This is a genomic window from Sorangium sp. So ce375, from assembly GCF_051473855.1.
Taxonomy (GTDB): domain Bacteria; phylum Myxococcota_A; class Polyangia; order Polyangiales; family Polyangiaceae; genus Sorangium.
In genome coordinates, this window is the sequence record NZ_CP150335.1 from 12,174,735 (window position 1) to 12,198,785 (window position 24,051).

At 72.5% G+C, this 24,051-nt stretch carries 17 protein-coding genes; 16 read left to right on the forward strand and 1 reads right to left on the reverse strand.

Annotated features, from left to right (window positions below; genetic code table 11):
* Positions 1-300: 300 nt before the first annotated feature.
* The 16 genes from WME90_RS45230 to WME90_RS45305 all read left to right on the forward strand — a co-directional run bounded on the left by WME90_RS45230 (position 301) and on the right by WME90_RS45305 (position 22,586).
* Positions 301-2,430, forward strand: a complete 2,130-nt coding sequence (locus WME90_RS45230) for a prolyl oligopeptidase family serine peptidase (RefSeq protein ID WP_437278313.1) — start codon at positions 301-303, stop codon at positions 2,428-2,430.
* A 219-nt stretch (positions 2,431-2,649) separates the two neighbouring features.
* Positions 2,650-3,450: a hypothetical protein gene (locus WME90_RS45235; protein ID WP_437278314.1), complete on the forward strand. Its 801-nt coding sequence runs from the start codon at positions 2,650-2,652 to the stop codon at positions 3,448-3,450.
* A gap of 18 nt (positions 3,451-3,468) precedes the next feature.
* Positions 3,469-6,891 carry a hypothetical protein gene (locus WME90_RS45240; protein ID WP_437278315.1) on the forward strand — a complete coding sequence of 1,141 codons (3,423 nt, stop codon included), beginning with the start codon at positions 3,469-3,471 and terminating at the stop codon, positions 6,889-6,891.
* A 115-nt stretch (positions 6,892-7,006) separates the two neighbouring features.
* Entirely contained in the window at positions 7,007-7,642 is a 636-nt protein-coding gene (locus tag WME90_RS45245; protein ID WP_437278316.1) for an OmpA family protein, read from the forward strand.
* A complete protein-coding gene (locus tag WME90_RS45250) occupies positions 7,639-8,529 on the forward strand; it encodes a DUF2894 domain-containing protein (RefSeq protein WP_437278317.1) in 891 nt (296 codons plus the stop codon). Before WME90_RS45245 ends, WME90_RS45250 begins: the two co-directional genes overlap by 4 nt.
* 13 nt (positions 8,530-8,542) lie before the next feature.
* The gene (locus WME90_RS45255; RefSeq protein ID WP_437278318.1) at positions 8,543-8,986 is read left to right on the forward strand and encodes a hypothetical protein; all 444 of its coding nucleotides are present in this window, start codon (positions 8,543-8,545) and stop codon (positions 8,984-8,986) included.
* A 388-nt stretch (positions 8,987-9,374) separates the two neighbouring features.
* Positions 9,375-10,193, forward strand: a complete 819-nt coding sequence (locus WME90_RS45260; RefSeq protein WP_437278319.1) for a Stp1/IreP family PP2C-type Ser/Thr phosphatase — start codon at positions 9,375-9,377, stop codon at positions 10,191-10,193.
* 125 nt (positions 10,194-10,318) lie between these two features.
* Positions 10,319-13,360, forward strand: a complete 3,042-nt coding sequence (uvrA, locus tag WME90_RS45265) for an excinuclease ABC subunit UvrA (RefSeq protein ID WP_437278320.1) — start codon at positions 10,319-10,321, stop codon at positions 13,358-13,360.
* Between the two features lie 347 nt (positions 13,361-13,707).
* A complete protein-coding gene (locus tag WME90_RS45270; protein ID WP_437278321.1) occupies positions 13,708-15,426 on the forward strand; it encodes an IgGFc-binding protein in 1,719 nt (572 codons plus the stop codon).
* A gap of 172 nt (positions 15,427-15,598) precedes the next feature.
* Positions 15,599-16,513, forward strand: coding sequence for a DMT family transporter (locus tag WME90_RS45275; RefSeq protein WP_437278322.1), 915 nt, complete (start codon positions 15,599-15,601; stop codon positions 16,511-16,513).
* Between the two features lie 378 nt (positions 16,514-16,891).
* Positions 16,892-18,121 carry a phenylacetate--CoA ligase family protein gene (locus tag WME90_RS45280; protein WP_437278323.1) on the forward strand — a complete coding sequence of 410 codons (1,230 nt, stop codon included), beginning with the start codon at positions 16,892-16,894 and terminating at the stop codon, positions 18,119-18,121.
* A 250-nt stretch (positions 18,122-18,371) separates the two neighbouring features.
* Positions 18,372-19,085 (forward strand): ClpXP protease specificity-enhancing factor SspB, encoded by a 714-nt coding sequence (locus tag WME90_RS45285; protein WP_437278324.1) that lies wholly within the window; start codon positions 18,372-18,374, stop codon positions 19,083-19,085.
* 47 nt (positions 19,086-19,132) lie between these two features.
* Entirely contained in the window at positions 19,133-20,389 is a 1,257-nt protein-coding gene (locus tag WME90_RS45290; protein WP_437278325.1) for a branched-chain amino acid ABC transporter permease, read from the forward strand.
* On the forward strand, positions 20,386-21,186 hold the full coding sequence (locus WME90_RS45295; protein ID WP_437278326.1) for an ABC transporter ATP-binding protein: 801 nt from the start codon (positions 20,386-20,388) through the stop codon (positions 21,184-21,186). Before WME90_RS45290 ends, WME90_RS45295 begins: the two co-directional genes overlap by 4 nt.
* Positions 21,183-21,941, forward strand: a complete 759-nt coding sequence (locus WME90_RS45300) for an ABC transporter ATP-binding protein (RefSeq protein ID WP_437278327.1) — start codon at positions 21,183-21,185, stop codon at positions 21,939-21,941. Before WME90_RS45295 ends, WME90_RS45300 begins: the two co-directional genes overlap by 4 nt.
* Before the next feature lie 270 nt (positions 21,942-22,211).
* On the forward strand, positions 22,212-22,586 hold the full coding sequence (locus tag WME90_RS45305; RefSeq protein ID WP_437278328.1) for a response regulator: 375 nt from the start codon (positions 22,212-22,214) through the stop codon (positions 22,584-22,586).
* Between the two features lie 50 nt (positions 22,587-22,636).
* Here the strand turns inward: WME90_RS45305 and WME90_RS45310 are convergent, their stop codons facing one another.
* Positions 22,637-23,677 carry a hypothetical protein gene (locus WME90_RS45310; protein ID WP_437278329.1) on the reverse strand — a complete coding sequence of 347 codons (1,041 nt, stop codon included), beginning with the start codon at positions 23,675-23,677 and terminating at the stop codon, positions 22,637-22,639.
* Between the last annotated feature and the right edge of the window lie 374 nt (positions 23,678-24,051).

Genomic DNA, 24,051 nt, shown 5'->3' on the forward strand with positions numbered 1-24,051 from the left:
CCAGCCCTGCCACGAACAGCAGGTCGGGACACCGCGAGAATCGTGATCGAACCGCATCCATCGGAGATTCCAGCACTCCATGTGACCTCCCTCCCGCTGGCCGGCGCGGAAGCTCGGTCCTCTCGAGCGACCCGCCTCGCAGGAGAAGCGAACCCGGACGCGAGCCCCGCGAACCCGCCTGCCCCTGTCGGTGGGGCACGGTATGCTCCTCGCACCATGAAGTACTCTCCCTGCCTGCTCCTCTCGGCGTTTCTCGCTGGCGCCTGCGGAAGTAGCGAGGCAAACCCATCGGGGCCCACCATGACCGCAAGCTCCTCTCTGCTCCCCACCGCGGCGAGCGCCGCTCCCACGCCCGAAAGCCCGAGCCGCCCCGCGTACCCGACCACCCGCGCGGCCCCGGTGACGAACGCCGTGAACGGGGTCGAGATCACCGACCCGTACCGCTGGCTCGAGGACGGCGGCTCGCCCGACGTGAAGGAGTGGATGAAGGCCCAGGACGCGTTCACGCGCGCCGAGCTCGCCCGGCTCCCCGAGCGGGACGCGATCGCGTCAAGGCTCAAGCAGCTATTCTACATCGATGCGGTCTCCGCCCCGCGCCACCGCCGGGGCCGGTACTTCCTGAGCCGGAGGCACGCGACGAAGGAGAAGTCGGTTGTCTACTGGAAGGAAGGAAAGGGCGGCGAGGAGCGCGTGCTGTTCGACCCGAACACCTGGTCCGACGATGGCAGCGTCTCGCTGGGCGGATGGGAGGTGTCGTGGGACGGCAAGAACGTCGCCTACAAGGTCCAGAAGAACAACTCCGATGAGGCGACCGTCCATGTGATGGATGTCGCGTCCGGCAAGCGCTCCGAGGTCGACGTCATCGAAGGGGGCAAGTACGCCTATGCTTCGTGGACGCCCTCCGGCGACGGCTTCTACTACGTCTGGCTCCCCACCGACCCGTCCATCCCTGTCGCCGAGCGGCCGGGTTACGCGGAGGTTCGCTTCCACCGGCTCGGCCAGGATCCGAAGCAGGATCGCGTGGTGCGCGGCAGGACGGGCGATCCGCGGACCTTCCTCAACGCCTCCCTCTCCAAGGATGGCCGCTTCCTCGTGCTCACCGTCTCCCACGGGTGGACCTCGGCTGACGTCTACTATCGCGATCTCCGCAGGCCGGGCGGGCAGGCCGCGGACAAGCCGCTCGCGGTCGGGCGCGACGCCCACTACAACGTCGAGGTCTACAAGGACCGGTTCTACGTCCACACCGACGAGGGCGCGCCGCATTACCGCGTCTTCGAGGTCGACCCCGACAGGCCGGAGCGCGCCGCGTGGAAGGAGGTCGTCCCGGAGCGGCCGGACGCCACGCTCGACAGCGTCTCCGTCGTGGGGGGGCACCTCGCGCTGAGCTATCTCAAGGACGCATCGAGCCGGGTCGAGGTGCGCACGCTCGACGGCAAGCTGGTCCGCGAGCTCCCGCTGCCGGGCATCGGCACCGTCGGCGGCCCGTCCGGGCTGCCCGACGAGGACGAGGCGTATTTCTCGTTCGAGTCCTTCACCTCGCCTCAGGAGATCCACGCGACCTCGATCAAGACGGGTCGCACAGAGCTCTACGCGCGCATCGAGGTGCCGGTCGACCCGTCGCCCTTCACCGTGGAGCAGACCTTCTTCCGCTCCAAGGACGGCACGAAGGTCTCGATGTTCGTCGTCCATCGCAAGGACCTGAAGAAGGACGGCAGCACCCGCGCGCTGCTCTACGGCTACGGCGGGTTCCAGATGTCGCAGACCCCCGCGTTCACCGCCTCGATGTACCCCTGGCTCGAGCGGGGCGGCGTGTACGCGGTGGCGAACCTGCGCGGCGGCGGCGAGTACGGGGAGGCGTGGCACCGGGACGGGATGCTGCTCAAGAAGCAAAACGTCTTCGACGACTTCATCGCGGCCGCGGAGCACCTCGTCCACGAGGGGTACACGCGGCCCGAGCGGCTCGCCATCCTGGGCGGCTCGAACGGCGGCCTGCTCGTCGGCGCCGCGCTCACGCAGCGGCCGGATCTGTTCGGGGCCGTCCTCTGCGGCGTCCCCCTGCTCGACATGGTGCGATACCACCTGTTCGGCTCCGGCAAGACGTGGATCAGCGAGTATGGATCCGCCGACGATCCAGAGCAGTTCAAGGCGCTCTACGCCTACTCCCCGTATCACCACGTCAAGGCAGGGACGAAGTACCCGCCTGTCCTCCTGATGTCGGCCGACAGCGACGATCGCGTCGATCCCATGCACGCGCGCAAGTTCGCCGCCGCGCTCCAGGCCGCGAGCACGGGCGGTCCGGTCCTGCTCCGCATCGAGCGGAACGCCGGGCATGGCGGCGCGGATCTCATCAAAGCGGCGGTCGCGAAGGGGGCCGATCAGCTCTCCTTCGCGCTCTGGGCCACGGGCGCGCACGCCACGGCGATCAAGTGAGGAGTGGAGGAGGCGCGACGGGCGGCGTGCGTGAGGCGCGCGACGCCCGTGTGCCGAAGGACGGGTGAGGCGCGAGCCGCGGGACGCGTGAGGCGAGCGTGAGCCGCGTGAGGCGAGAGCGGCGCGACGGACAGGCTTGCGGCTCCGCGCCGTGACGGCTAACAACGCGCCGTTGTGCAGACGCTTCACCCCGGAGCCGGGGGCTCGCGCCGCGGGCCTTTGACCTCGCGCCCCCTCGCGGCCGCTGCGTCGGCGCTCGCGGAGGGGCCGCGCGCGCCGCTCGCGGAGCTCGCCGATCCCGCCTCGGTCCTCGCCGGGCTCATGGACCTGCACGGGAGCGTCTCGCTCGCGCGCGAGCTCTCGCTCCTCGACCGCCACCCCGCGCCGCCGCCGGCGGCCGAGGGCGCGCGCGCCGAGGTCCGGGCGCTCGCCTCGGACCGCCTCGACGAGCTCGCGGCGGCGCTCGACCACGTGTTCGCCGCCCCGTTCCACCGGCGGAACAAGCTGCCCGACGCGGCGGCGGTGCTCGCGACGCTGGAGCAGACCGGGGTGCTGGGCGCCGCCCGCGATCGCGCGGGGCGCGCGCTCGCGTCCGCGGCCGGCCAGATCTGGGAGCCGTTCGGGGAGCTCATGGGTCGCCTCATCGGCCGCATCCGGCTCGAGACGCGCGCGCTGCGCGAGGAGCTCGCGCCGTCGCTGCGGGCGCTCGGCCCGGAGGCGGCGCGGCTCGAGCGGCTCGACGCCGCGATCGCCGCCGCTACCCAGAAGCGGCGCGAGCGCGCGCTCGCCGAGCTCGTCCCCGGGCTCTCGCGCGCCTTCGCGAGGGCCCTCCGCGCGGCCGTGGGCGCGCTGCCGGAGGGGGCCGGGATCGAGCAGGTCGCGGGTTGGTTCGGGCAGGAGCAGTGGCTCGTGCGGGAGCTCCAGCGCATGGAGCTCGTGGTCCAGGCGGTGCTCGCGCACGAGGCGGGCCGGCTGCTCTCGCTCGTCGACGGGGCGGCGGCGGCGGGCGCGCCCGCGTAGCCCGCGGAGGGCTTCACGATGCGGCTCGCGACAGCGCGGCAGTGGACGACGCGGATCTTGGTGCTCCTCACCGGCGGGGTCGGCCTCGCCCTGGTGGGGCGGGCGGCGCTCGTCTACCGCGGGGCGGACCTGCTCGCGTACCGCCTCGTGCAGCTCATCGCGCTGGGGCTCGCGTTCGGCACGCTCGAGCTGTTCGCGCGCGCGGGGCGCGCTGTCCGGATCGAGCGCGAGCTCGCCGGGCTGCCGCGGCCGGCGACGCGGGAGGCGGTAGAGCGGAGCGGCGCGCCGCTCCGATCGATGCTCGAGGCGCGGATCGCCGGCGCGGCGCTGCCCCCGGCGAGCGCGACGTTCGCGTCGTACCTCGTCGGTCTGCTCGTGATGATCGGGCTGCTCGGCACGTTCCTCGGCCTGTTCGAGACGCTGCGGGGGGCTCGCGAGGCGCTCACGCTGAGCGCCGACGTCGACGCGCTGCGGGACAGCCTGGCCGCGCCGATGCAGGGCCTCTCGCGCGCGTTCGGCACGTCGGCGGCGGGCGTCGCGGCGTCGGCGATGCTCGGGCTCGGCGCCGTGCTCGTGCGCCGGGCCGAGGCGCGGGCCGCGGCCGCGCTCCAGGTCTACGCGGCGGGCCCGCTCGCGGCGCTCACGGTCGCGGGGCGGCAGCTCGCGGCGCTGGAGGCGCTCGCGCGGCAGGGCGAGGCGCTGCCCGCCGCGGCGTCGTCGCTGCATGAGGCCACGTGCCGGCTCGAGCGGCTCGAGGAGCGGCTCCTGGCCGTCCAGACCGAGGGCGCGCGCCAGGCCGCCGCCTCGTTCGCCGCGGCCGCGGCCGAGGTCCGCGGCGACATCGCCGCGGGCCTCCGGCAGACGGCCGACGTCGCGGCGGGCGTGGTCAGGCCGATCCTGGCGGAGGCGGTGGAGCGCGCCGGTGCGGCCGCGGGCGGCGCGCTGCAAGCGGTCGAGCGGCGCCTCGACGAGGAGGCGCGCGCGCGGCGGGAGGCGGACGTCGCGTCGGCGTCGCGGCTGGAGGGCCAGGCGGAGCGGCTGTCGGCGGTGGTGGGGGAGGCGATCGAGCGGCTGGAGCGCGCGCACACGGCGCGGGCGGCGGAAGCTGCGGAGCGGCAGGCGGAGCTGGACGCGGCGCGGGCGGAGCACCTGACGGCGCTGGGCGAGGCGCTCTCGGGCGCGCTGTCGGAGGCGGCGCGAGCGGCGCAGGCGGCGCCGGAGGCGGCGGCGCGGCTGATCGGGGAGGCGTCGGAGCAGCTGTCGGCGCGGGCGGAGGCCGATGCGGCGCGGGACGAGAGGCTGGACGCGCTGCTGGAGAAGCTGTCCGAGGCGACGGCGGGGATGGCCGGCAGCGCGCGGGAGCAAGCGGAGCGCGTGGCCGCGCTGGCGGAGGCGGCGGAGCGGAGCGGGGCGGAGCGGGAGGCGCGTGCGGAGGCGCGCGTGGCGGCGCTGAACGAAGCGGCGCGCGCGCAGCTTGCGGAGCAGGCGGCGCGGCTCGTGGCGTTCGAGGAGCGGCTCGACGGTGCGCGGCGGGAGGCGGCCGACGGGCTCGCCGAGCGGCTCAGCGCCCACGCCCGCGGCCTCGGCGAGAGCCTGGCGCAGATGGAAGGGGGCGTGGCGTCGCGGCTGGAGCGGATGGAAGGCGGCGTGGCGTCGCGGCTGGAGCGGATGGAAGAGGGCGTGGCGTCGCGGCTGGAGCGGATGGAAGAGGGCGCCGCGAAGCGGTTCGAGCGGCTCGACCAGGAGGCCGCCGCGCGCCGTCACGAGCTCGAGAGCGCGTCGGCGTCGAGGCTGGAGGGCCAGGCGGAGCGGCTGTCGGCGGTGGTGGGGGAGGCGATCGAGCGGCTGGAGCGCGCACACGCGGCGCGATCGGCGGAAGCTGCGGAGCGGCAGGCAGAGCTGGACGCGGCGCGCGCGGAGCACCTGACGGCGCTGGGCGAGGCGCTCTCGGGCGCGCTGTCGGAGGCGGCGCGAGCGGCGCAGGCGGCGCCGGAGGCGGCGGCGCGGCTGATCGGGGAGGCGTCGGAGCGGCTGTCGGCGCGGGCGGAGGCCGATGCGGCGCGGGACGAGAGGCTGGACGCGCTGCTGGAGAAGCTGTCCGAGGCGACGGCGGGGATGGCCGGCAGCGCGCGGGAGCAGGCGGAGCGCGTGGCCGCGCTGGCGGAGGCGGCGGAGCGGAGCGGGGCGGAGCGAGAGGCGCGGGCGGAGGCGCGCGTGGCGGCGCTGAACGAAGCGGCGCGCGCGCAGCTCGCGGAGCAGGCGGCGCGGCTCGTGGCGTTCGAGGAGCGGCTCGACGGTGCGCGGCGGGAGGCGGCCGACGGGCTCGCCGAGCGGCTCAGCGCCCACGCCCGCGGCCTCGGCGAGAGCCTGGCGCAGATGGAAGGGGGCGTGGCGTCGCGGCTGGAGCGGATGGAAGGCGGCGTGGCGTCGCGGCTGGAGCGGATGGAAGAGGGCGTGGCGTCGCGGCTGGAGCGGATGGAAGAGGGCGCCGCGAAGCGGTTCGAGCGGCTCGACCAGGAGGCCGCCGCGCGCCGTCACGAGCTCGAGAGCGCGTCGGCGTCGAGGCTGGAGGGCCAGGCGGAGCGGCTGTCGGCGGTGGTGGGGGAGGCGATCGAGCGGCTGGAGCGCGCACACGCGGCGCGATCGGTGGAAGCTGCGGAGCGGCAGGCGGAGCTGGACGCGGCGCGGGCGGAGCACCTGACGGCGCTGGGCGAGGCGCTCTCGGGCGCGCTGTCGGAGGCGGCGCGAGCGGCGCAGGCGGCGCCGGAGGCGGCGGCGCGGCTGATCGGAGAGGCGTCGGAGCGGCTGTCGGCGCGGGCGGAGGCCGATGCAGCGCGGGACGAGAGGCTGGACGCGCTGCTGGAGAAGCTGTCCGAGGCGACGGCGGGGATGGCCGGCAGCGCGCGGGAGCAGGCGGAGCGCGTGGCCGCGCTGGCGGAGGCGGCGGAGCGGAGCGGGGCGGAGCGGGAAGCGCGTGCGGAGGCGCGCGTGGCGGCGCTGAACGAAGCGGCGCGCGCGCAGCTCGCGGAGCAGGCGGCGCGGCTCGTGGCGTTCGAGGAGCGGCTCGACGGTGCGCGGCGGGAGGCGGCCGACGGGCTCGCCGAGCGGCTCAGCGCCCACGCCCGCGGCCTCGGCGAGAGCCTCGAGGCAACCGCGGCCGTCGTGAAGGAGGCCTCGGAGCTCGTGCGGGCCGGAGGCGCCGAGATGACGGCCGTGGCGGAGATGTTCGTCGTTGCGGTCGACCGTTATCGCGACGCGAGCGATCGCTGGCTGAACAGCCTGGGGGCGATCGAGGATGCGATCGAGCGCCGGGAGCACGGCGAGGCGACGGATCTCCTCGGCGCCTACCTCGACCAGACCCGCGAGGTCTTCGATCACTCGCTGCAGTTCCAGCGGGAGCTCTTCTCCGAGCTGCGGGCGCTGAGGAGCAAGACGAGCTGATGCGCCGCGCGTCACGTGCGTCTGGCCTTGGCTCCTCGCGCCTCGAGGTCGTGGGCTCCGCGGATCGTGCCGCGAGCTCACCGCGTTCCCTGACGCCTGTCGCGAGAGCGCCGCGATGTCCCTGACGCCGGCCGAGGACGATGCGCCCGAGCAGGCGGTGGTCTGGCCGGTCTTCGGCGACCTCATGGCCTGCCTCTTTGGCCTGTTCGTGCTCTTTTTCGTCTGGGCGATCTCGTTCCAGGTCGATCTGGCCCGCGATCTCGCCGCCGAGCGCGCCACCCGCGCGACGGAGCGCACGCGTCTGGAGGCGCTCGAGCGCGCCCTGGCCGGACCGCTCGCCGAGGGAAGGATCACCCTGACGGAGGGGCGCATCGGCATCCGCGGCAGCATCCTGTTCGAGCTCAACTCGGCCGAGCTCCAGCCCGCGGGCATCGCGTTGCTCCGCGCGCTGGCCGAGCCGCTCAAGGCGTACCTCGAGCATCATGACGAGCTCATCATGGTGAGCGGTTTCACGGATGACCGCCCGCTCACGAGCTCGTCCCGCGGTTACGCCGACAACTGGGAGCTCTCGGCGCAGCGAGCGCTCACGGTGACCCGGGCCCTCGCCGCGGCGGGGGTCCCCGACGCGGCGCTGTTCGCGGCCGGCTTCGGCGAGCGGCACCCGGTGGCGCCCAACGACACGATCGAGAACCGGGCGAAGAACCGGCGGGTGGAGATCTCGCCGATCCCGCGGCAAGGCGCCTCCCGATGACGTCTACGTCGGATTTTTCGCCGACGATGGCCAGGCCCCCCCAACCCGGGTCGCCTTCGGCCGACGCGCGCCTCGCCGCCCTGCGGGCAGCCGGCGCCCACCGCTTCGATCCGGCGGGCTACCGCCTCGTCGAGGCGCTCCTCGAGCGCGCCCGCGCCCTCGACGGCGGCGCCCGCGAGCGCCTCGCCGCCCGTGCCGCCGCGCGGCTCACGGCGCTCGACGCTTCCTTCCACCGCGCCCGCGCCGACGCCGAGGCCCACCTCCGCGCCCTCGCCGACGCCGGCGTCCCCGACGACGGCGCCCTGGCCGCGGCGCTCGCGCTCGGCGAGCTCCCCGCCGTCGTGAGGGCCGCGCGCCGCCGCCTGCGCGCGCTCGCCGCCGAGCGGCAGACGACCGCCGTCCCCTCGCTCGCGCGCCTGCGCGGCGAGGTGGCCGCGCGCGACGTGCGCCTCCCCGAGCCGCTCGCGCGCGATCTCGCGGAGCTCCCGTGCGAAGGCGATGTCGTCGAGCGCCGGGTGAAGCGGCAAGCCCAGGCCCTCAGCAGCGCGCTGTCCACCGCCCTGTTCCACGAGTCGCTGGTGAGCGCCCGCGCCACGCTCGCCGTCGCGCGCGCGGCCGACAACGTGCCGGAGGACGCCGGCCCCTACAACGCCCAGGTGCTCGCCTCCCGGGCGCTCTGCGCCGCCGAGCGGCTCTCGGAGCACTACCTGCGCGCGCTCGTGGCCAGCCTCCAGGACCTCGGCGCCCTGGCCGCCGCGCTCGAGCCTCAGCCCGAGAAGCCAGCCCGGAAGAAGGCAGCACCACGGAAAACCGGCGACGCCGGCCCTCGCCGACGGCCCGCCCCGGCCGTCCGAAAAAAAGAATCCCTTTTCCGTGGATCGCGTTAGGTAAGTAGTCCCCATGCCTCGCTCGCCAGGCCGATCGCTCGCTGCCCTCGCGCTCTCCCTGTTCGCCGCCTCCTGCTCGTCCGCGCCCGACAAGGTGCAGAGCGGGCCGACGACGCCGCCGCTCAAGCAGTGCGGCACCGAGGTCGTCAAGCGCGGCGACGGCTACAACGGCGCGGCGCGCGAGTGCATCTGGCAGGCGTACAGGAGCCACGAGCCGTCCGAGTTCACGACGACGCGGTACACCATCGAAGGCGACCCCGTCACCTACCGCCTCGAGGTCACGCTCACGGGCGTCGTGGTCGTCGTGAACAGCAAGGATCGCTACGCGCTCCGGGGCGTCTTCCGCCACGAGTGCCGCAACCTCGAGCGCATCATGCAGGAGGGCACCGAGGACCGGTTCGGCTTCGCGTTGAGCGCGTGCTCCGGCGGCGGCGCCGACCGGTTCGCGGTCCCGTGACGAGCGCGCCGCGCGCCCGCGCCCTCGGGTCGGTCCGGCTGCCCGCCGGCCCGGGAGGCCGCCTCGAGGCCGTGGCAGACGTTGGAAACGGAACGGCAACGCGCGCGCAGCGCGCCGCACGACCGCGCACAGCGCCGTGCTCTGTGCGGACAGCCACGCGCAGGCGCGGCCTGAGCCCTGATCTGGTGGACGCGACCGATCCTTGGCGCGTAGGCTCGCTACGGGCAATCGGAGCGGGCGGCAAGATGAGCAGACGGAGCGCTCCGCGTCGCGCGATCGGTTCGATGAAGGCGCCGGAAGGGTGTGGATGACGGCATGACGGAAGGCGCGCGCCCGTCGTCCGGGAGTCTGGCTGAGCGTGCCTGCGAGCAAGCTGGAGGGAAGCGCCGTGCAGCGTCACCTCGTTTTTGAAGCCGCCGGGATCACCCATCCTGGCATGGTCAGGGACACGAACGAGGACAGCTTCGCGATCCTCGAGTCGCGGGGGCTGTTCCTCGTGGCCGACGGCATGGGAGGGCGCGCCGCCGGGGAGGTCGCCTCGCGCCTGGCGATCGATACGGTGCGTGATTTCTTCGACGACCCGGACTCCACCTGGCCCGTCGCCGTCAGTGTGGGGCCGCCCACGACGCGGGGCTCGGAGGCCCGCTACGTCGATCAGGGGCTCCCGCTGCTCGTCGCGGGCATCCAGCTCGCGAACGGCCGCATCTTCTCCGCGGCGCGGCGCGACAAGGAGAAGCGCGGCATGGGCACCACGTTCGCGGCCGTGCTCGCGCGCGACGGCTTCATCGCCGTCGCGCACGTCGGCGATAGCCGCGTATACCGCCTCCGCGACCATCACCTCGAGCAGCTCACGCGCGACCACTCGCTGGTCAACGAGTGCATCCGGCTCGGCCACCTCCTCCCCGAGCAGGCCAGCTCGTTCCCGCTCCAGCACGTGATCACCCGCGCTCTCGGCACCGACGAGGCGGTCGAGGTGGAGACGCGGATCGACGCCATTGAGGGCGGGGATGTCCTGCTGCTCTGCTCGGACGGCCTGTCCGGTGTGGTGCCCGCGCAAGATATCGCCAGTATCCTGGCGACGAACGCCGGCCTGACCGAGATTGCGTCGCGGCTCGTCAAGCGTGCCAACGAGAACGGCGGCCCCGATAACGTCACCTGCGTTGTTGTGCGCTGGCGCGCTTCTCCGGGCGGCCCCGCCAGGCGCTGATCCGCGCGCCGCCCTGCCGCGCCCGCGGCGCACAGGCGAGCGCATTGCGCTCAGCCCGCCAGTTTTTCCATGGAACACCGCGTGCCGGAGAGCGCGCCACCGTGTTAATGGCGGTGGCGAATCCAATGGGCGCGCGAACGAACGGATCCTCACACCCGCAATCCATCGCATCCTCGCCCCGGCACGCGGCGCTGGGCAGATCGGGGCAGGGCGGCTCGTCGGGCGCGCGGCGCGCCGGGCCGGCGGCGACGGAGCTCGAGCCGGCGGCGGAGCCCCGGCCGGCGCTCAAGCTCCTCGACGCGGCGCGCGAGCCGGATTTCATCGAGGTGCTCGGGTCGCGGGAGCACAACCTCCGCATCGATCGGCTGGAGGTGCCGAAGCGGAAGCTCGTCGTGTTCACCGGGGTGAGCGGCTCGGGCAAGTCGAGCCTGGCGTTCGACACGCTCTACGCCGAGGGGCAGCGGCGTTACGTCGAGACGCTGAGCTCCTACGCGCGCCAGTTCCTGGGCCAGCTCGAGCGCCCGCAGGTCGAGCACCTGCGCGGCCTGTCGCCGACCATTGCCATCGAGCAGAAGAGCGCCTCGAGCAACCCGCGCTCCACGGTGGGCACGATCACGGAAGTCTATGATTACCTGCGTGTGCTCTATGCGCGCGCCGGCGAGCAGCATTGCCACCTCTGCGGCAAGCCGGTGAAGGCGCAGAGCTCGGAGCAGATCGTCGACGAGCTCCTCGGGATGCCGGAGGGGTCGAAGTTCGTGCTGCTCGCGCCGCTCGTGACGCACCGGAAGGGGGAGTTCAAGGACCTGTTCGAGGAGCTCCGCGGCCGCGGCTTCGTGCGGGTCGAGATCGACGGGGCCCAGCACCGGCTCGACGAGCTGCCGCGGCTCGACAAGAAGCTCAAGCACACCATCGCGCTCGTCGTCGATCGGCTGGTCGTGCGGGCGGACGAGCGCCAGCGCATCACGGAGGGGGTCGAGCTCGCGCTCCAGGAGGGGCGCGGCGAGCTCCGGGTCGAGCTCCAGGCCGACGAGGGGGCGTCCGGCCGCCGGCGTCGCCCCGACGCCCCGCTGCTGTTCAGCGCCGCGCGCTCCTGCTGCGGCCAGAGCTTCCCCGAGCTCTCGCCGCAGAGCTTCTCGTTCAACAGCCCGCTCGGCATGTGCGGCGCCTGCAACGGCCTCGGCACCCGCCTCGAGATCGATCCGGCCCTCGTGATCCCGGACCCTGCGCTGTCGATCCGGGAGGGCGCCATCGCCCCCTGGGCGTCGGCCATGGCGCGCGGCGAGGGCTGGACGTTCCGCATCATCGACGCCGTCGCCAAGGCGTGCGCCGTCGACCTCGACGTGCCCTGGCGCAAGCTCGGGGCGAAGAAGCAGGAGATGGTGCTCCATGGCCTCTCCGGCAAGCGCATCGCGGTGACGTGGGGCAAGGAGGGGACCGAGACGCACGGCACGTGGGGCATGAAGTTCGAGGGCGTGATCCCCAGCCTGATGCGCCGGTTCCAGCAGTCGTCGTCCGAGTCGGCGCGGGAGGCGTACCGCAAGTTCATGAGCGAGCGCCCGTGCGACGCCTGCGGGGCTCGGCGGATGCGCCCCGAGTCGCTCGCGGTGCGCGTCGCGGACAAGGGGATCGCCGACGTCACCGCGATGACGGTGAGGGACGCTTACGACCACTTCGCCCGGCTGGAGCTCCCGGGCAACCGGCAGAAGATCACGGAGGGGGTGCGGCGCGAGATCACGAGCCGGCTCAGCTTTCTCCTGAACGTGGGGCTCGACTACCTGACGCTCGACCGCTCCGGGCCGACGCTGAGCGGCGGCGAGGCGCAGCGCATCCGGCTGGCGAGCCAGCTCGGGAGCGAGCTCTCCGGGGTGATGTACGTGCTCGACGAGCCGAGCATCGGCCTGCACCAGCGGGACAACCAGCGCCTCATCGAGACGCTGCGGCGCCTCAGGGATCTGGGCAACACGGTGCTCGTGGTGGAGCACGACGAGGAGACGATCCGGGCCGCCGATTACGTGGTGGATTTCGGCCCCGGGGCGGGGCACCTCGGCGGCCGGGTGATGGCCGCGGGCACGCCCGAGGAGATCGCGCGTGACCCCGAGAGCGTGACCGGCGCGTACCTCGCGGGGCGCGCGCGCATCGAGGTGCCGGCGGCGCGGCGCGCGCCGCGCGGGTGGCTGGAGATCCAGGGCGCGGCCGAGCACAACCTGAGGAACATCGACGTCCGGTTCCCGCTCGGGGTGCTGCTCGCCGTGACCGGGGTGAGCGGCGCCGGCAAGAGCTCGCTGGTGAACGGCATCCTGCTGCCGGCGCTGGGCCGGGCGCTCCACAACAGCACCGAGCCGGTCGGCGCGCACCGCGCGATCCAGGGGCTCAAGGCGCTCGACAAGGTCATCGCGATCGACCAGAAGCCGATCGGCCGCACGCCGCGCTCGAACCCGGGGACGTACACGAAGGCGTTCGACCAGATCCGCGAGATCTTCGCCGAGCTGCCGGAGTCGCGCGCGCGCGGCTATGGTCCCGGGCGGTTCAGCTTCAACGTGAAGGGCGGGCGCTGCGAGGCGTGCAGCGGCGACGGCATGGTGAAGGTGGAGATGCACTTCCTCGCCGACGTCTACGTCCCGTGCGAGGTGTGCGCCGGCAAGCGTTACAGCGCGCAGACGCTCGCGGTGCGGTACAAGGGCAAGAGCATCGCCGATATCCTCGATACGAGCATCGAGGATTGCCTGCGGCTCTTCGAGCACCACGTCGCGCTGCGCCGCGTCCTCGACACGCTGGTCGAGGTCGGCCTCGGGTACATGAAGATCGGCCAGAGCGCGCCGACGATGAGCGGCGGCGAGGCGCAGCGCGTGAAGCTGAGCCGCGAGCTCGGCAAGAGCCAGACGGGCCGAACGCTCTACGTGCTCGACGAGCCCACGACGGGCCTGCACTTCGAGGACATCCGCAAGCTCCTTGGCGTGCTCCACCGGCTGGTCGAGGCGGGCAACACGGTGGTGGTCATCGAGCACAGCCTCGACGTCATCAAGTGCGCGGACTGGGTGATCGATCTCGGCCCCGAGGGCGGCGCCGGCGGCGGCCGTGTCATCGCCGAGGGGACGCCGGAGCACGTCGCGAAGGTAAAGGCCTCGTACACCGGCCAGTTCCTCCGCCCCCTTCTCACAGCCCACTGACGGAGCGGGCGCGCCCCGCTCTGCGACGGATCCTCAGGGACAGAGTCGGGCAGACGTCTGCGACGGCCCATTCCAGCGGGCTTGAGGCAGGCGCATTTGTGATTGTCATCGCTTGTCGCCCGTTCATTTCAGATAAGCGCGATATCCATTGGTGGTGCCCATAACGGATTTATTTGATGGGCTTGCACCGCGGTGCAAAAGCGCGTAGCCGGGATTGATGGACACCATCGTGTCCACGAGTGCGCGAGCACCCGAGCAGCACCTTCAGCAAACAACATCATGATATCTCGCGCCAGCGGGGCTGTTGCACAGGCCCCTGCGCTCGAGATCCGTTGACGGGAGGGCCCATGCAGATCTCGAAGCATGCTCTATTTCTCGGCGTAGGACTTTGGGTGGGCGCCGCCTCGGCGGCCGCGTGCTCCGCCAGCGGCTCGTCGGCGGGCACCCCTCGGCCCGGGACGACCCCCAGCAGCGGCGGCTTGGGCGGGGACGACCCGGGCGGCGGCGTCGATCCGACGAGCTCCGGCGGTTTCGGCGACGATATCGGAAGCGGCGTCGGAGGCGGCGACGACGTCGGGCCCGAGCTGACCGGCGACCCGAAGACGTGCGAGCAGGCCGCGGCGAGCAAGTCCTATATCGGCTGCGACTTCTGGCCCACGGTCACCGCGAACATCGTCTGGTCGATCTTCGACTACGCGGTGGTCGTCGCGAACGCCGGCGACGAGATCGCCGAGGTCGAGGTGACGCGCGCCGGCGCCGCGGTGGCGCACGCCGAGGTCAAGCCCAACAGCCTGACCAAGATCTACCTCCCCTGGGTGCCTGAGCTGAAGGGGCCCGACGCGACCGAGTGCACCGGGGGAGACTCGATCACGAGCTCCGTCCGCGTGGACGGCGGCGCTTACCACCTCGTCTCGACCAGGCCGGTCACGGTCTATCAATTCAATGCGCTCGAGTACAAGGGGGAGGGCGGCCCGTCCGGGAAGAACTGGTCCTCCTGCCCTGGCAACGATCCGTGCTCGGCCAACGGCGGGAGGCCCTTCGGCTGCTTCTCCTTCACCAACGATGCGTCGCTGCTCCTGCCGAGCACCGCGATGACAGGCAACTACCGCATCACCGGCCAGCGCGGCTGGGCCGACGCGGACTTCGGCGGCTACATCGTCATCAGCGGCATCCAGGACGGCACCAGCGTCACCGTGAACGTCGCCCAGGGCGGCTCGGTGGTCGCGGGAGACGGCATCCCCCGGACGAGCGGCGGCGGCAGCTTCACCTTCGAGCTCGACGAGGGCGATGTCGTCGAGGTCCTCGGGCGCCCGAGCAGCGACCTCAGCGGCAGCCTCGTCACCGCGACCCGCCCTGTCCAGGTGCTGACGGGCATCCCGTGCGTGCAGGCGCCGATCGGCCGCCAGGCCTGCGATCACATCGAGGAGTCGGTGTTCCCCGCCGAGACGCTGGGCAAGCGGTACTTCGTCGCGGTCCCGACGTCGCCCCACGGTCGGGTCATCGGCCACATCGTGCGCCTCTACGGCAACGTCGACGGTACGGCGCTGACGTATCCGTCCGGCAGGCCGGACGGCGCGCCGACCACCATCAACGCTGGCCAGGTCGTCGACCTCGACATGGTGAGGCAGGATTTCGAGGTCGTGGGAGACCACGAGTTCGCGGTCAGCACGTTCATGCTGGGCGCCGACATCGTCGACGCTGACGCAGAGTCTGGCCAGATGGGGGATCCGTCGCAGAGCCACCCCACCGCGGTCGAGCAATACCGCGACAAGTACGTCTTCCTCGCGCCGAGCGACTACGACGAGAGCTACGTCGACATCGTCCAGCCCCTCGACGCCACGATCAGGCTCGACGACGCCGCCGTCGACGTCGCGCCGACCCCGATCGGCTCCGGCTTCGGCGTCGCGCGCGTCCGGCTCGGCCCCGGCAATGGCGGCGCGCACGTGCTGACCGCCTCGGCCCCTGTCGGCATCCAGGTGATCGGCTACGGCGCCTACACGAGCTACCACTACCCTGGCGGGCTCAACCTCGTCGCCATCGCGCCCCCGCCGCCCGTGCCGCGCTGATCCCGTGCGCGCGCCGGAGCGCTCCGGCGGCCCGCCCTGGCGATCGGCGGTCTGCCCGGGCGCTCCGTCGGCCTCGAGATGGCCGCTCGTCTGCCGGCCGAGCTCCGGGGCGCGACCGCTGCCGGGCGCCGCGCTGGTTGTCTTTCCCGCTCGCCTGAACTAGCACCCTCGCATGACGGACGAGCCGCGCGTCACGGCCCGCCGCGCCGCGCTCTTCGTCGTCCTGGCCAGCCTCGCCTTCGCCGCGAGCGGCCCGCTCGCCCGCTACGCGCGCCCGGTCCACCCGCTCGCCATCGCCTTCGGCCGGGTCGCCCTCGCCGCGGTCGCGCTCTCTCTGCTCGACCTGCGCGCCATCGTCCGCTCGGCCGTCGGCCTCTCGCCGCGCCAGCGCGCCGCCGTCCTCTGCGCCGGCCTCCTGCTCGCCGTCCACTTCGCGCTCTTCCTCTGGGGGCTCGACCGCACGTCCCTCGCCGCGGCCCTCTCGCTCGTCTCGCTCGAGCCGCTCGCCGTCGTGCTCTGCGCGTGGGCGTTCTTCGGCGTCCGCCCCACGCGCTCCGAGCAGGCTGGCGTCCTCCTCGCCACCGTCGGCGCGGTCGTCATCGCGCGCGCGGCCGGCACCGGCGATCACCGCCTCTCGGGTGACCTCATGGTCGTCGGCTCCACCGTCCTCTACGGCCTCTACGTCTCCTTCGCCCGCGCGCTCCGGGACGCCCTGCCGGCGCGGAGCTACGCCGCCCTCGTCTACGGGAGCGCCGCGGTCTTCCTCGCGGCGGCGCTCCCGTTCGTGCCGGGCGCCATCGAGGGTGTCGCCCCGCCGCCGGTCCATGCCGCCCTCGCCATCGTCGCGCTCGCGCTCGTCCCCACCGTCGTCGGCCACACCGCGGTCCAGATCGCGGCGCGCCGCATGTCCCCGTCCATCGTCGCGCTCGTGTCCCCCGGCGAGACGCTGGGAGGCATCGTCATCGGCGCCCTGTGGCTCCACGCCACCCCCACGGCCCTCGAGATCGCAGGCGCCGCGATCATCCTCGTCGGCGCCACCGTCGCCCTCCTCGGGTCGAGCGCCTCCGCGGCCGCGAGCGCGGGCTGACGCCCCGCTCAGGCGCGGTGTTCGCCGCCTGGCGCGCGCCGCCCCGCGCCGCGCGGAGGCGTGACAACGTGTGTCCGTGCAGAGCGGTGGTGCCGAGCGCACACCGGCCCTGCCAGGACGGATGTCGCCGGCGCACGCCGCTCCGGTCGGATTCCCGGTCATGAAACCAGGGATATCGTGGTAGGGCCGCCCGCGCGCGCTTGACGGTCGATGATTCTAAAGAACACTCTCGCCATGTACGGTGGGCTTTTTCGAAACATCCTATTCCCGTTCTACGAGACTCGTTTAAGGGGTAGGGAAACCCTGAAAGATCTGGAGCGATTAGAGCGCTCCCAGTGGTGTTCGGAAGACGAGATTCGTAATCTCAGCTTCCGGCGGATGCTCGCCACGCTCCATTTCGCCGAGCGGCACGTCCCTTTCTATCGGGCTCGCTTCGCCGAGTACGGGGTGCGCGCCGCCTCGGTGAAGGCGCCGGAGGACCTCCTGCGGTTCCCCGTCCTCACGAAGGCCGACCTCCGCGCCCACGGGCAGGATCTCCTCGCCGAGGGCTTCGTCGGCCGGCTCTACGCGAGCGGCACGGGCGGGTCCACGGGGGAGCCGGTGCAGTTCCGCTTCGACCACCACACCTACGAGCGCCGCATCGCGGCCGCCATGCGGTCCGACGGGTGGGCGGGCGGCCGGCTCGGCGACAGGGAGCTTCACCTGTGGAGCACCACGTTGGTCAGCGAGACGCTCGTGAAGAAGGCCAAGCGCTCCATTCACGAGGCCATCCTCCGCAGGAAGATGATCTCCGCCTTCGACCTGTCCGACCGGGGCCTCGCGGCCTTGCTCGACGGGATCGCGCGGTACCGGCCGCAGCTCATCGTCGGATACGCGAGCGCGCTGCACCACGCGGCGCGCTACGCGCTCTCGGAGGGCCGCGAGCTCCCCGCGCCGCGCGGCATCGTCAGCAGCGCAGAGCGGCTGTTCGCGCACCAGCGCGAGGCCATCGAGCGCGCGTTCGGCGCGCCGGTGTTCGATAGGTACGGCTGCCGGGAGCTCATGCTGATCGCCTCCGAGTGCGAGCGGCACGCCGGCAAGCACATCAACATGGAGAACGTGTTCGTCGAGCTGATCCGCGACGGGCGGCACGCCCTCCCCGGCGAGCCTGGCGAGGTCGTCGTGACCGACCTCGTCTGCCGATCGATGCCGCTCATCCGCTACAAGAACCAGGACGTCGCGATCGCCGCCGAGGCGCCCTGCGCGTGCGGCCGCGGGCTGCCGATGCTCGCCTCGGTCGAGGGCCGCGTCCTCGACCTGCTCGTCGGCCCCGACGGCCAGCTGCTCGCCGGGGAGTTCTTCCCGCACCTCATCAAGGACCAGCCGGCGATCGCCCGCTACCAGGTCTACCAGGACCGGCAGCGCGCGATCACGGTCAAGCTCGTGCCGGACAAGGGCTTCCAGCCCGAGACGGCGAGGCGCATCGAGCGCATGGTCCGGCAGCACCTCGGCGAGCGCGCGGACGTCTGCGTCCAGATCGTCGACCACATCCCCCTCACGAGCGGCGGCAAGCACCGGGTCACCCTCTCCGAGGTCCCCGTCGAGCTGGGCCGGGGACGCGCGGCGTGAGCGCCGCCGGGTCGGACGCGGCCCCGTCGGGCCCGTAGCCGTGCGCGCGCGGCGGCGCGGGGGCTGCCTGGAGGCTCGATCTGCCTCGGCCCCGGCCGCGCCGCGCTCACGGCGCGCTTTCTACAGACCTGCTGGAGTCGCCTGGTGGCCTGGCGCGCCGCGGCTTGCTCACCCGGCGCGGGCTCGGCCTGCGTCGCGCCCGAAGCGCTGGCGGAGCCGCGCGGTCCGGGGTATTGGGCAGAGCAGTACGATGTCCGACGTGCAGAGACCGCTTCCGCCGAAAAAGGACGTCGCGCTGGCCCTCCTCGAGCGAGAGCCAAGCGTGTTCATCCATCTCGATCCGCGCCGGCCCGGTGTCTCCGTCCCCAAGTGGTTCACGGGGCAGCCGCAGCTGATCCTTCAGGTCGGCATGAACATGGCGATCGCCATCCCCGACCTCAAGGTGGACGACGAGGGGATCAGCTGCACCCTATCGTTCAACCGCGCGCCGTTCTGGTGCCGCCTGCCGTGGCACGCGATCTGGGCGCTCGTGAGCGAGGACCAGCGCGGCATGGTGTGGCCTGAGGACATCCCGGCCGATCTCGCCGCGCAGAAGCAGCAGCGCCCCGGCGTGACCCCGCCGCAGAAGCCCGCCAAGAGGCCGCGCCCCCGGCTCGCCGCCGTCGCGCCCCCGAGCGGCGACGACGAGCGGAGCGACGAGGCGGCGGACAAGGCGCGCCGCCCCGATCTCGAGGCGGTGGAGGCTGGTGAGCGCCTCGGCGCCGGCGAGGCCCCGGCGCGGGACGCCGGCGCGCCCGTGAGGCCGCTCGCGCCGGTGCCCGCCCCGGCGCTCGCCCCGGTGCGGTCCGCCGACGAGCGCGAAGACGACGAATCGGGTGCTTCCGGTGAGCCCGAGCCCAAGCCTCGGCAAGGAGCGGGCAAGCCGAAGCGCGAACTGCCCCCCTATTTGCGGGTCATCAAGTAACGCTACTGCTTGACGGTACGGCTCGGCCATTCCAACTGTGGCCGGCCATGCCTCGACCGTTGCAGCGCGTCCTCACTGCGCTCCTGCTCCTCGGCGTCGTCGTCGCCCTCGAGTTCGGCTTCGAGCTCCTGTTGCCGGACGCTGCCTGGCGGCAGCTCGCCCTGTTCGCGATGGTCAACGTCATCGCGGCGCTGTCGCTCAACGTCATCAACGGAATGGCCGGCCAGTTCTCGATCGGCCACGCCGGCTTCGTCGGGATCGGCGCGTACACCGGGGCGGTCGTCGCCGGCAACCTGCACCAGCAGCTCGGCGGCGGTGAGCCGCTCTTCGCCAACTCGTTCGTCGTGATGCCCGCGGCGCTGCTCGCGTCCGGGGTCGTCGCGGCCCTGTTCGGCCTCGTGGTCGGCCTGCCGAGCCTCCGGCTGCGCGGCGACTACCTCGCCATCGTGACCCTGGGGTTCGCCGAGATCTTCCGCCTGACGATCGCGACGGCGACGACCGGCGGCCCCGACCAGGGGGCGGTCGGCAGGCTCCTCGGGGCGCTCGGCGGCCCGATCGGCTACGCCGGCCCCGACGACACCGGCGTCCCGCAGTACGCCGGCCCGTTCTGGATCTTCGGCGCCGTCGTGCTCTCGACGATCCTCGCCTGGCGGCTGAAGTTCTCCGGCTGGGGCCGCGCGCTGCGCGCGCTCCGCGAGGACGAGATCGCCTCCGCCGCGGTGGGCGTCGATCCGACGCGCTACAAGGTCACCTCGTTCGTCATCTCCGCGGCCGGCGGCGGCATCGCCGGCGCGCTGCTCTCCTCGATGCGCGACGGCAACCCCACGGTCCAGCCGGACCAGTTCACGTTCAACTACTCGTTCGACGCCATCACGATGGTGATCCTCGGCGGCTCGGGCAGCGTCTCCGGGGCGATCCTGGGCGGCGTCTTCGTGACCTTCACGGTGAAGCTCATCGAGCAGCTGCAGGGCCTCGACAGCGTCCTCGCGCTGAAGGCGGCCTACCCGGCGCTCGACCTGAACGCCCTCAGGATGGTGCTCTACGCGGGCATCCTCATCGGGCTGATGATCCTCCGCCCCGAGGGGCTGTTCGGCGAGCGCGAGCTCTTCGGCCGGCGCTGGTCGCGCAGGAAGCGCTTCCCGGTGGGCCCGGCCGAGCCCGTCCCCGCCGTGACCGGCGTGGAGGCGGGCGCCGGCGCCGCGCACGCGGTCGCCCCGCCCGGCACAGGCGCGCCGACCGACGAGCCGCCGCCCGGCATCACCGTCGGCCGCGAGGGCAAGCAGACCGGGAGGGAGCTCGAGTGAACCTCGATCTGAAGCACGTGACCAAGCGGTTCGGCGGCCTGCGGGCCGTCGGCGACGTCTCCTTCACCGTGCCCGAGCGCTCGATCTTCGGGCTCATCGGCCCGAACGGCGCGGGCAAGACGACGGTGTTCAACCTGATCACCGGCGTCTACAAGCACGACGAGGGCTCGATCCACTTCGGCGGGACCGACCTCGCGCCGCTCCGGCCGAGCCAGATCGCGCGCCTCGGCATCGCCCGCACGTTCCAGAACATCCGGCTCTTCGGCCAGCTCACGGTGCTCGAGAACGTGCTCGTGGCCTGCGAGAACCTGCGGAAATCCACGCTCACCTCCGCCCTGCTCCGATCGCCGTTCTTCTACAAGGACGAGCAGGAGATGACCGAGCGCGCGCTCTCGCTTCTCTCGGTGTTCAAGCTCGAGGACATGGCCGACGAGATCTCGACGTCGCTCTCGTACGGAAACCAGCGCCGCCTCGAGATCGCCCGGGCGATGATGCTCAAGCCGAAGCTGCTCCTGCTCGACGAGCCGGCGGCGGGCATGAACTACGGCGAGGCCGAGGGGCTCAAGCAGCAGATCCGCTGGCTGCGCGACACCTTCGACATCACGGTCGTGCTGGTCGAGCACAACATGCAGGTCGTGATGGGGGTGTGCGAGGGGATCCACGTCCTCGATCACGGCGAGACCATCTCGCACGGCACCCCGGAGGTCGTGCGCAGGGACCCGAAGGTCCTCGCCGCGTACCTCGGCGAGGAGATCGACGACGAGGCGGCCGGTGCGGAGGTCGAGGAGCCCGCATGAAGACATCGCATCCGACGCGGCAGCCCCCCTCGGTGGCGCCCGGCGACCCCCTGCTCGTCATCGAGGATCTCGCGGTCAGCTACGGCGGCATCAAGGCGCTCAAGGGCGTCAGCCTCGAGGTGCGGCGCGGCGAGATCGTCGCGATGATCGGCGCGAACGGCGCCGGCAAGACGACCACGCTGAAGACGATCGTCCGCCTGCTCCCGATCGCCGCCGGCCGCATCCGCTACGACGGCAAGGACCTCGCGCCCGTCTCGACGGAGGAGCTCGTCGCGGCCGGCGTCTCGCTCGTCCCGGAGGGCCGCGCGATCTTCTCGAACCTCAGCGTCCGCGAGAACCTCGAGCTCGGCGCGTGGTGCCACAAGCACGGTCCCACCATGGCGGAGACCGTCGATGACGTGGTGAAGCTCTTTCCCCGGCTGGGGGAGCGCATGCACCAGCACGGCGGTACGCTCTCCGGCGGCGAGCAGCAGATGCTCGCGATCGGCCGTGCCATGATGGCGCGCCCCGCCATGCTGCTCCTCGACGAGCCCTCGCTCGGCATCGCTCCGCGGCTCGTCGCGGACATCTTCGAGTCGATCGCCAAGATCGCGGCATCAGGGACTACCGTACTCCTCGTCGAGCAAAATACCCGACTAGCGCTCAAGTACTCGACCCGAGCCTACGTACTCCGTACTGGGCAGATCGCCATGAGCGGTGATTCGAAGGACCTCGCGGCGAACGAAGAGATCCGCGCGGCCTATCTCGGCGGCTGATCCCGGCCGCCGGCGCGCACAGGCGCGTCGCAGCGCATCGAGCGGCGCCCGGACGAGCCATCGCGGAACACGAGCGGATCACGAGCGGATCACGATGGAAACAGGCGGAGAGCGCTGGTGTTTCAAGCGCGTATCAACGCATCGCGTGATGCGTTGAGGCGCGATTGATATCGCTCTTTGCCAAATATGGAGTATGGTCCCTGTGAGCCAGGCCATGAAGACCTGGCTTTCACAGCGGCGGTCAGATCCGGTCGCTGATGGGGGATACTCATGGAGATCGAGAGCACGACCCGCGTTCTGGTGATCGATGACGACGCCAGCAACTCCCAGCCGCTCGTCCACTTCCTCTCGTCCCGGGACTACACGGTGGAGACGTGCTGCGGGCTCGGCCATGCGCGTGACGTGCTTGCCCGCTGGCGTCCTCATGTGATGGTGCTCGTTCCCCGGGAGCAGATGGAGCTCCACAGCGAGATGGAGCAGCTCCGCCGGATGTCGCCGCGCGTGCCCGTCGTGGTGCTCACGCCCGCGGCCGGCCCCGACCTGATCCTGGACATGGAGGCGTTCGCGCCGACGGTGCCCGCGTGCCCGTCGCGCGGCCTCGCGTACATCGAGTCCGCGGTGGCGGACGCGTCGGCCATGGGCTGAGCGCGGCCGCTCGCGGGCCCTGGCTCCCGCGCCCCGCGGGGGCCGGGGCCTCACGCCGATGGCTCGATCCCGTCCGGCTGCCCGTCGAAGAACTCCTCCACCACGGACGCGAGCCAGGCGCGCACCGGGCCGGTCGCGCACATGCTCCGCACGAGCGGCCAGAGCGCGTCCGCGAGCGCGTCGACGTCCAGCACGGGCGCGATCCCGAGGCGCCCCAGCACCTCGCCGAGCGGCTCGTCCGCGTGCGCGGCCACGAACGCCGCGATCGCCTCGCGGGTCCGCGTCCGGACGGGCCGATCCCGGATGAGCTGCGCTGCGATGTCGGCGCCGAGCTCCTCGGCGAGGGCCGAGCTCTTCGCGTCGAGCTGACCGACGAGCGCGCAGATCTCCTGCTCCAGCACCCACGTGGCGACCTGCTTGCGGAGGCCGACGAAATCGGGGGTGTCGCCCTTGGCGACGAGGATGTCGTGCACCTGGCGCATCGCCGTGCGCGAGAAGCCCTGCAAGAACCGGCGTATCTCCGGCTCGAGCCGCCGCTCGAACTCGCCCCGCATCGAGCCCATCGTCTTGCCGACCCCGCCGAGGCCGAAGGGGGCGACCCGCTTGAGCAGCGCCGGCAGCCCCCACTCGGCGAAGAACGGGTTCACCTTCTCGGAGAACTCCATCAGCGTGTCGTAGAGGACGTCGCGCATCACCGCGTCGAGCGCCGCGCTCTCCAGCACCTCGCGCACGAGCCGCTCGGGGACGATCTTCGGCTGCTCGAGGATGCGATCGAGCTTGTCGCGGGCGCCCTCCGGCAGGAGCTCCCTCGCGCTCCGCCGCTCGGCGCGCGCCGCCTCGACGAGCGCCGCGAGCGCCGCCGCGGCCGCGGGCCGGACCGCCCGCCGGAGCGGCTCCTCCGCCGCCAGCGCCTCGAGCGCGCGCGCGATCGCCCCCGGGTCCACGAGCTCGCCGAGCGGCGTCGCCAGCAGCGCCGCGAAGCCGGCGGGCAAGCGCTCCCGGAAGTCCCGCGCAGCGGCCTCGGAGACGAGCCGCGCCTCGAGGAACGCGATCTGGCGAGCCTTCAGTTCATTAAGTAGCGCGCGACTCATCCGGAACCGATAGCCCTGAGCCCCCGCAGGCGCCAGGCGCAGATGACCCCGGGCCCCCGCCCGCGCGGCGCTCCTCGTCAGGCCTCGAAATCGCGCGGTACTGTGAATCTGCCCAGCGGGTGAGCACCTTACTCATCGAACGTGGTTTCGGAGGAGCCTTACCAAAAACACCTTACTTGGAGCGCCGGTATCCGGGGACCCTCTTCGTCGGAGCGCCGCTCGCGCACGCGTGTTCGCCCGACGGACCTGCGGGCAGCGCCGCTCGGCCAGGCGAAGCGGGATTGTCGGTGATTGTCATTTTCCGCGCGGGGCGACACGGGCTCGAGTCAACTTTGCAGCTCTCGTGACAGAGAGTTGCAACGAATTACAAGTGC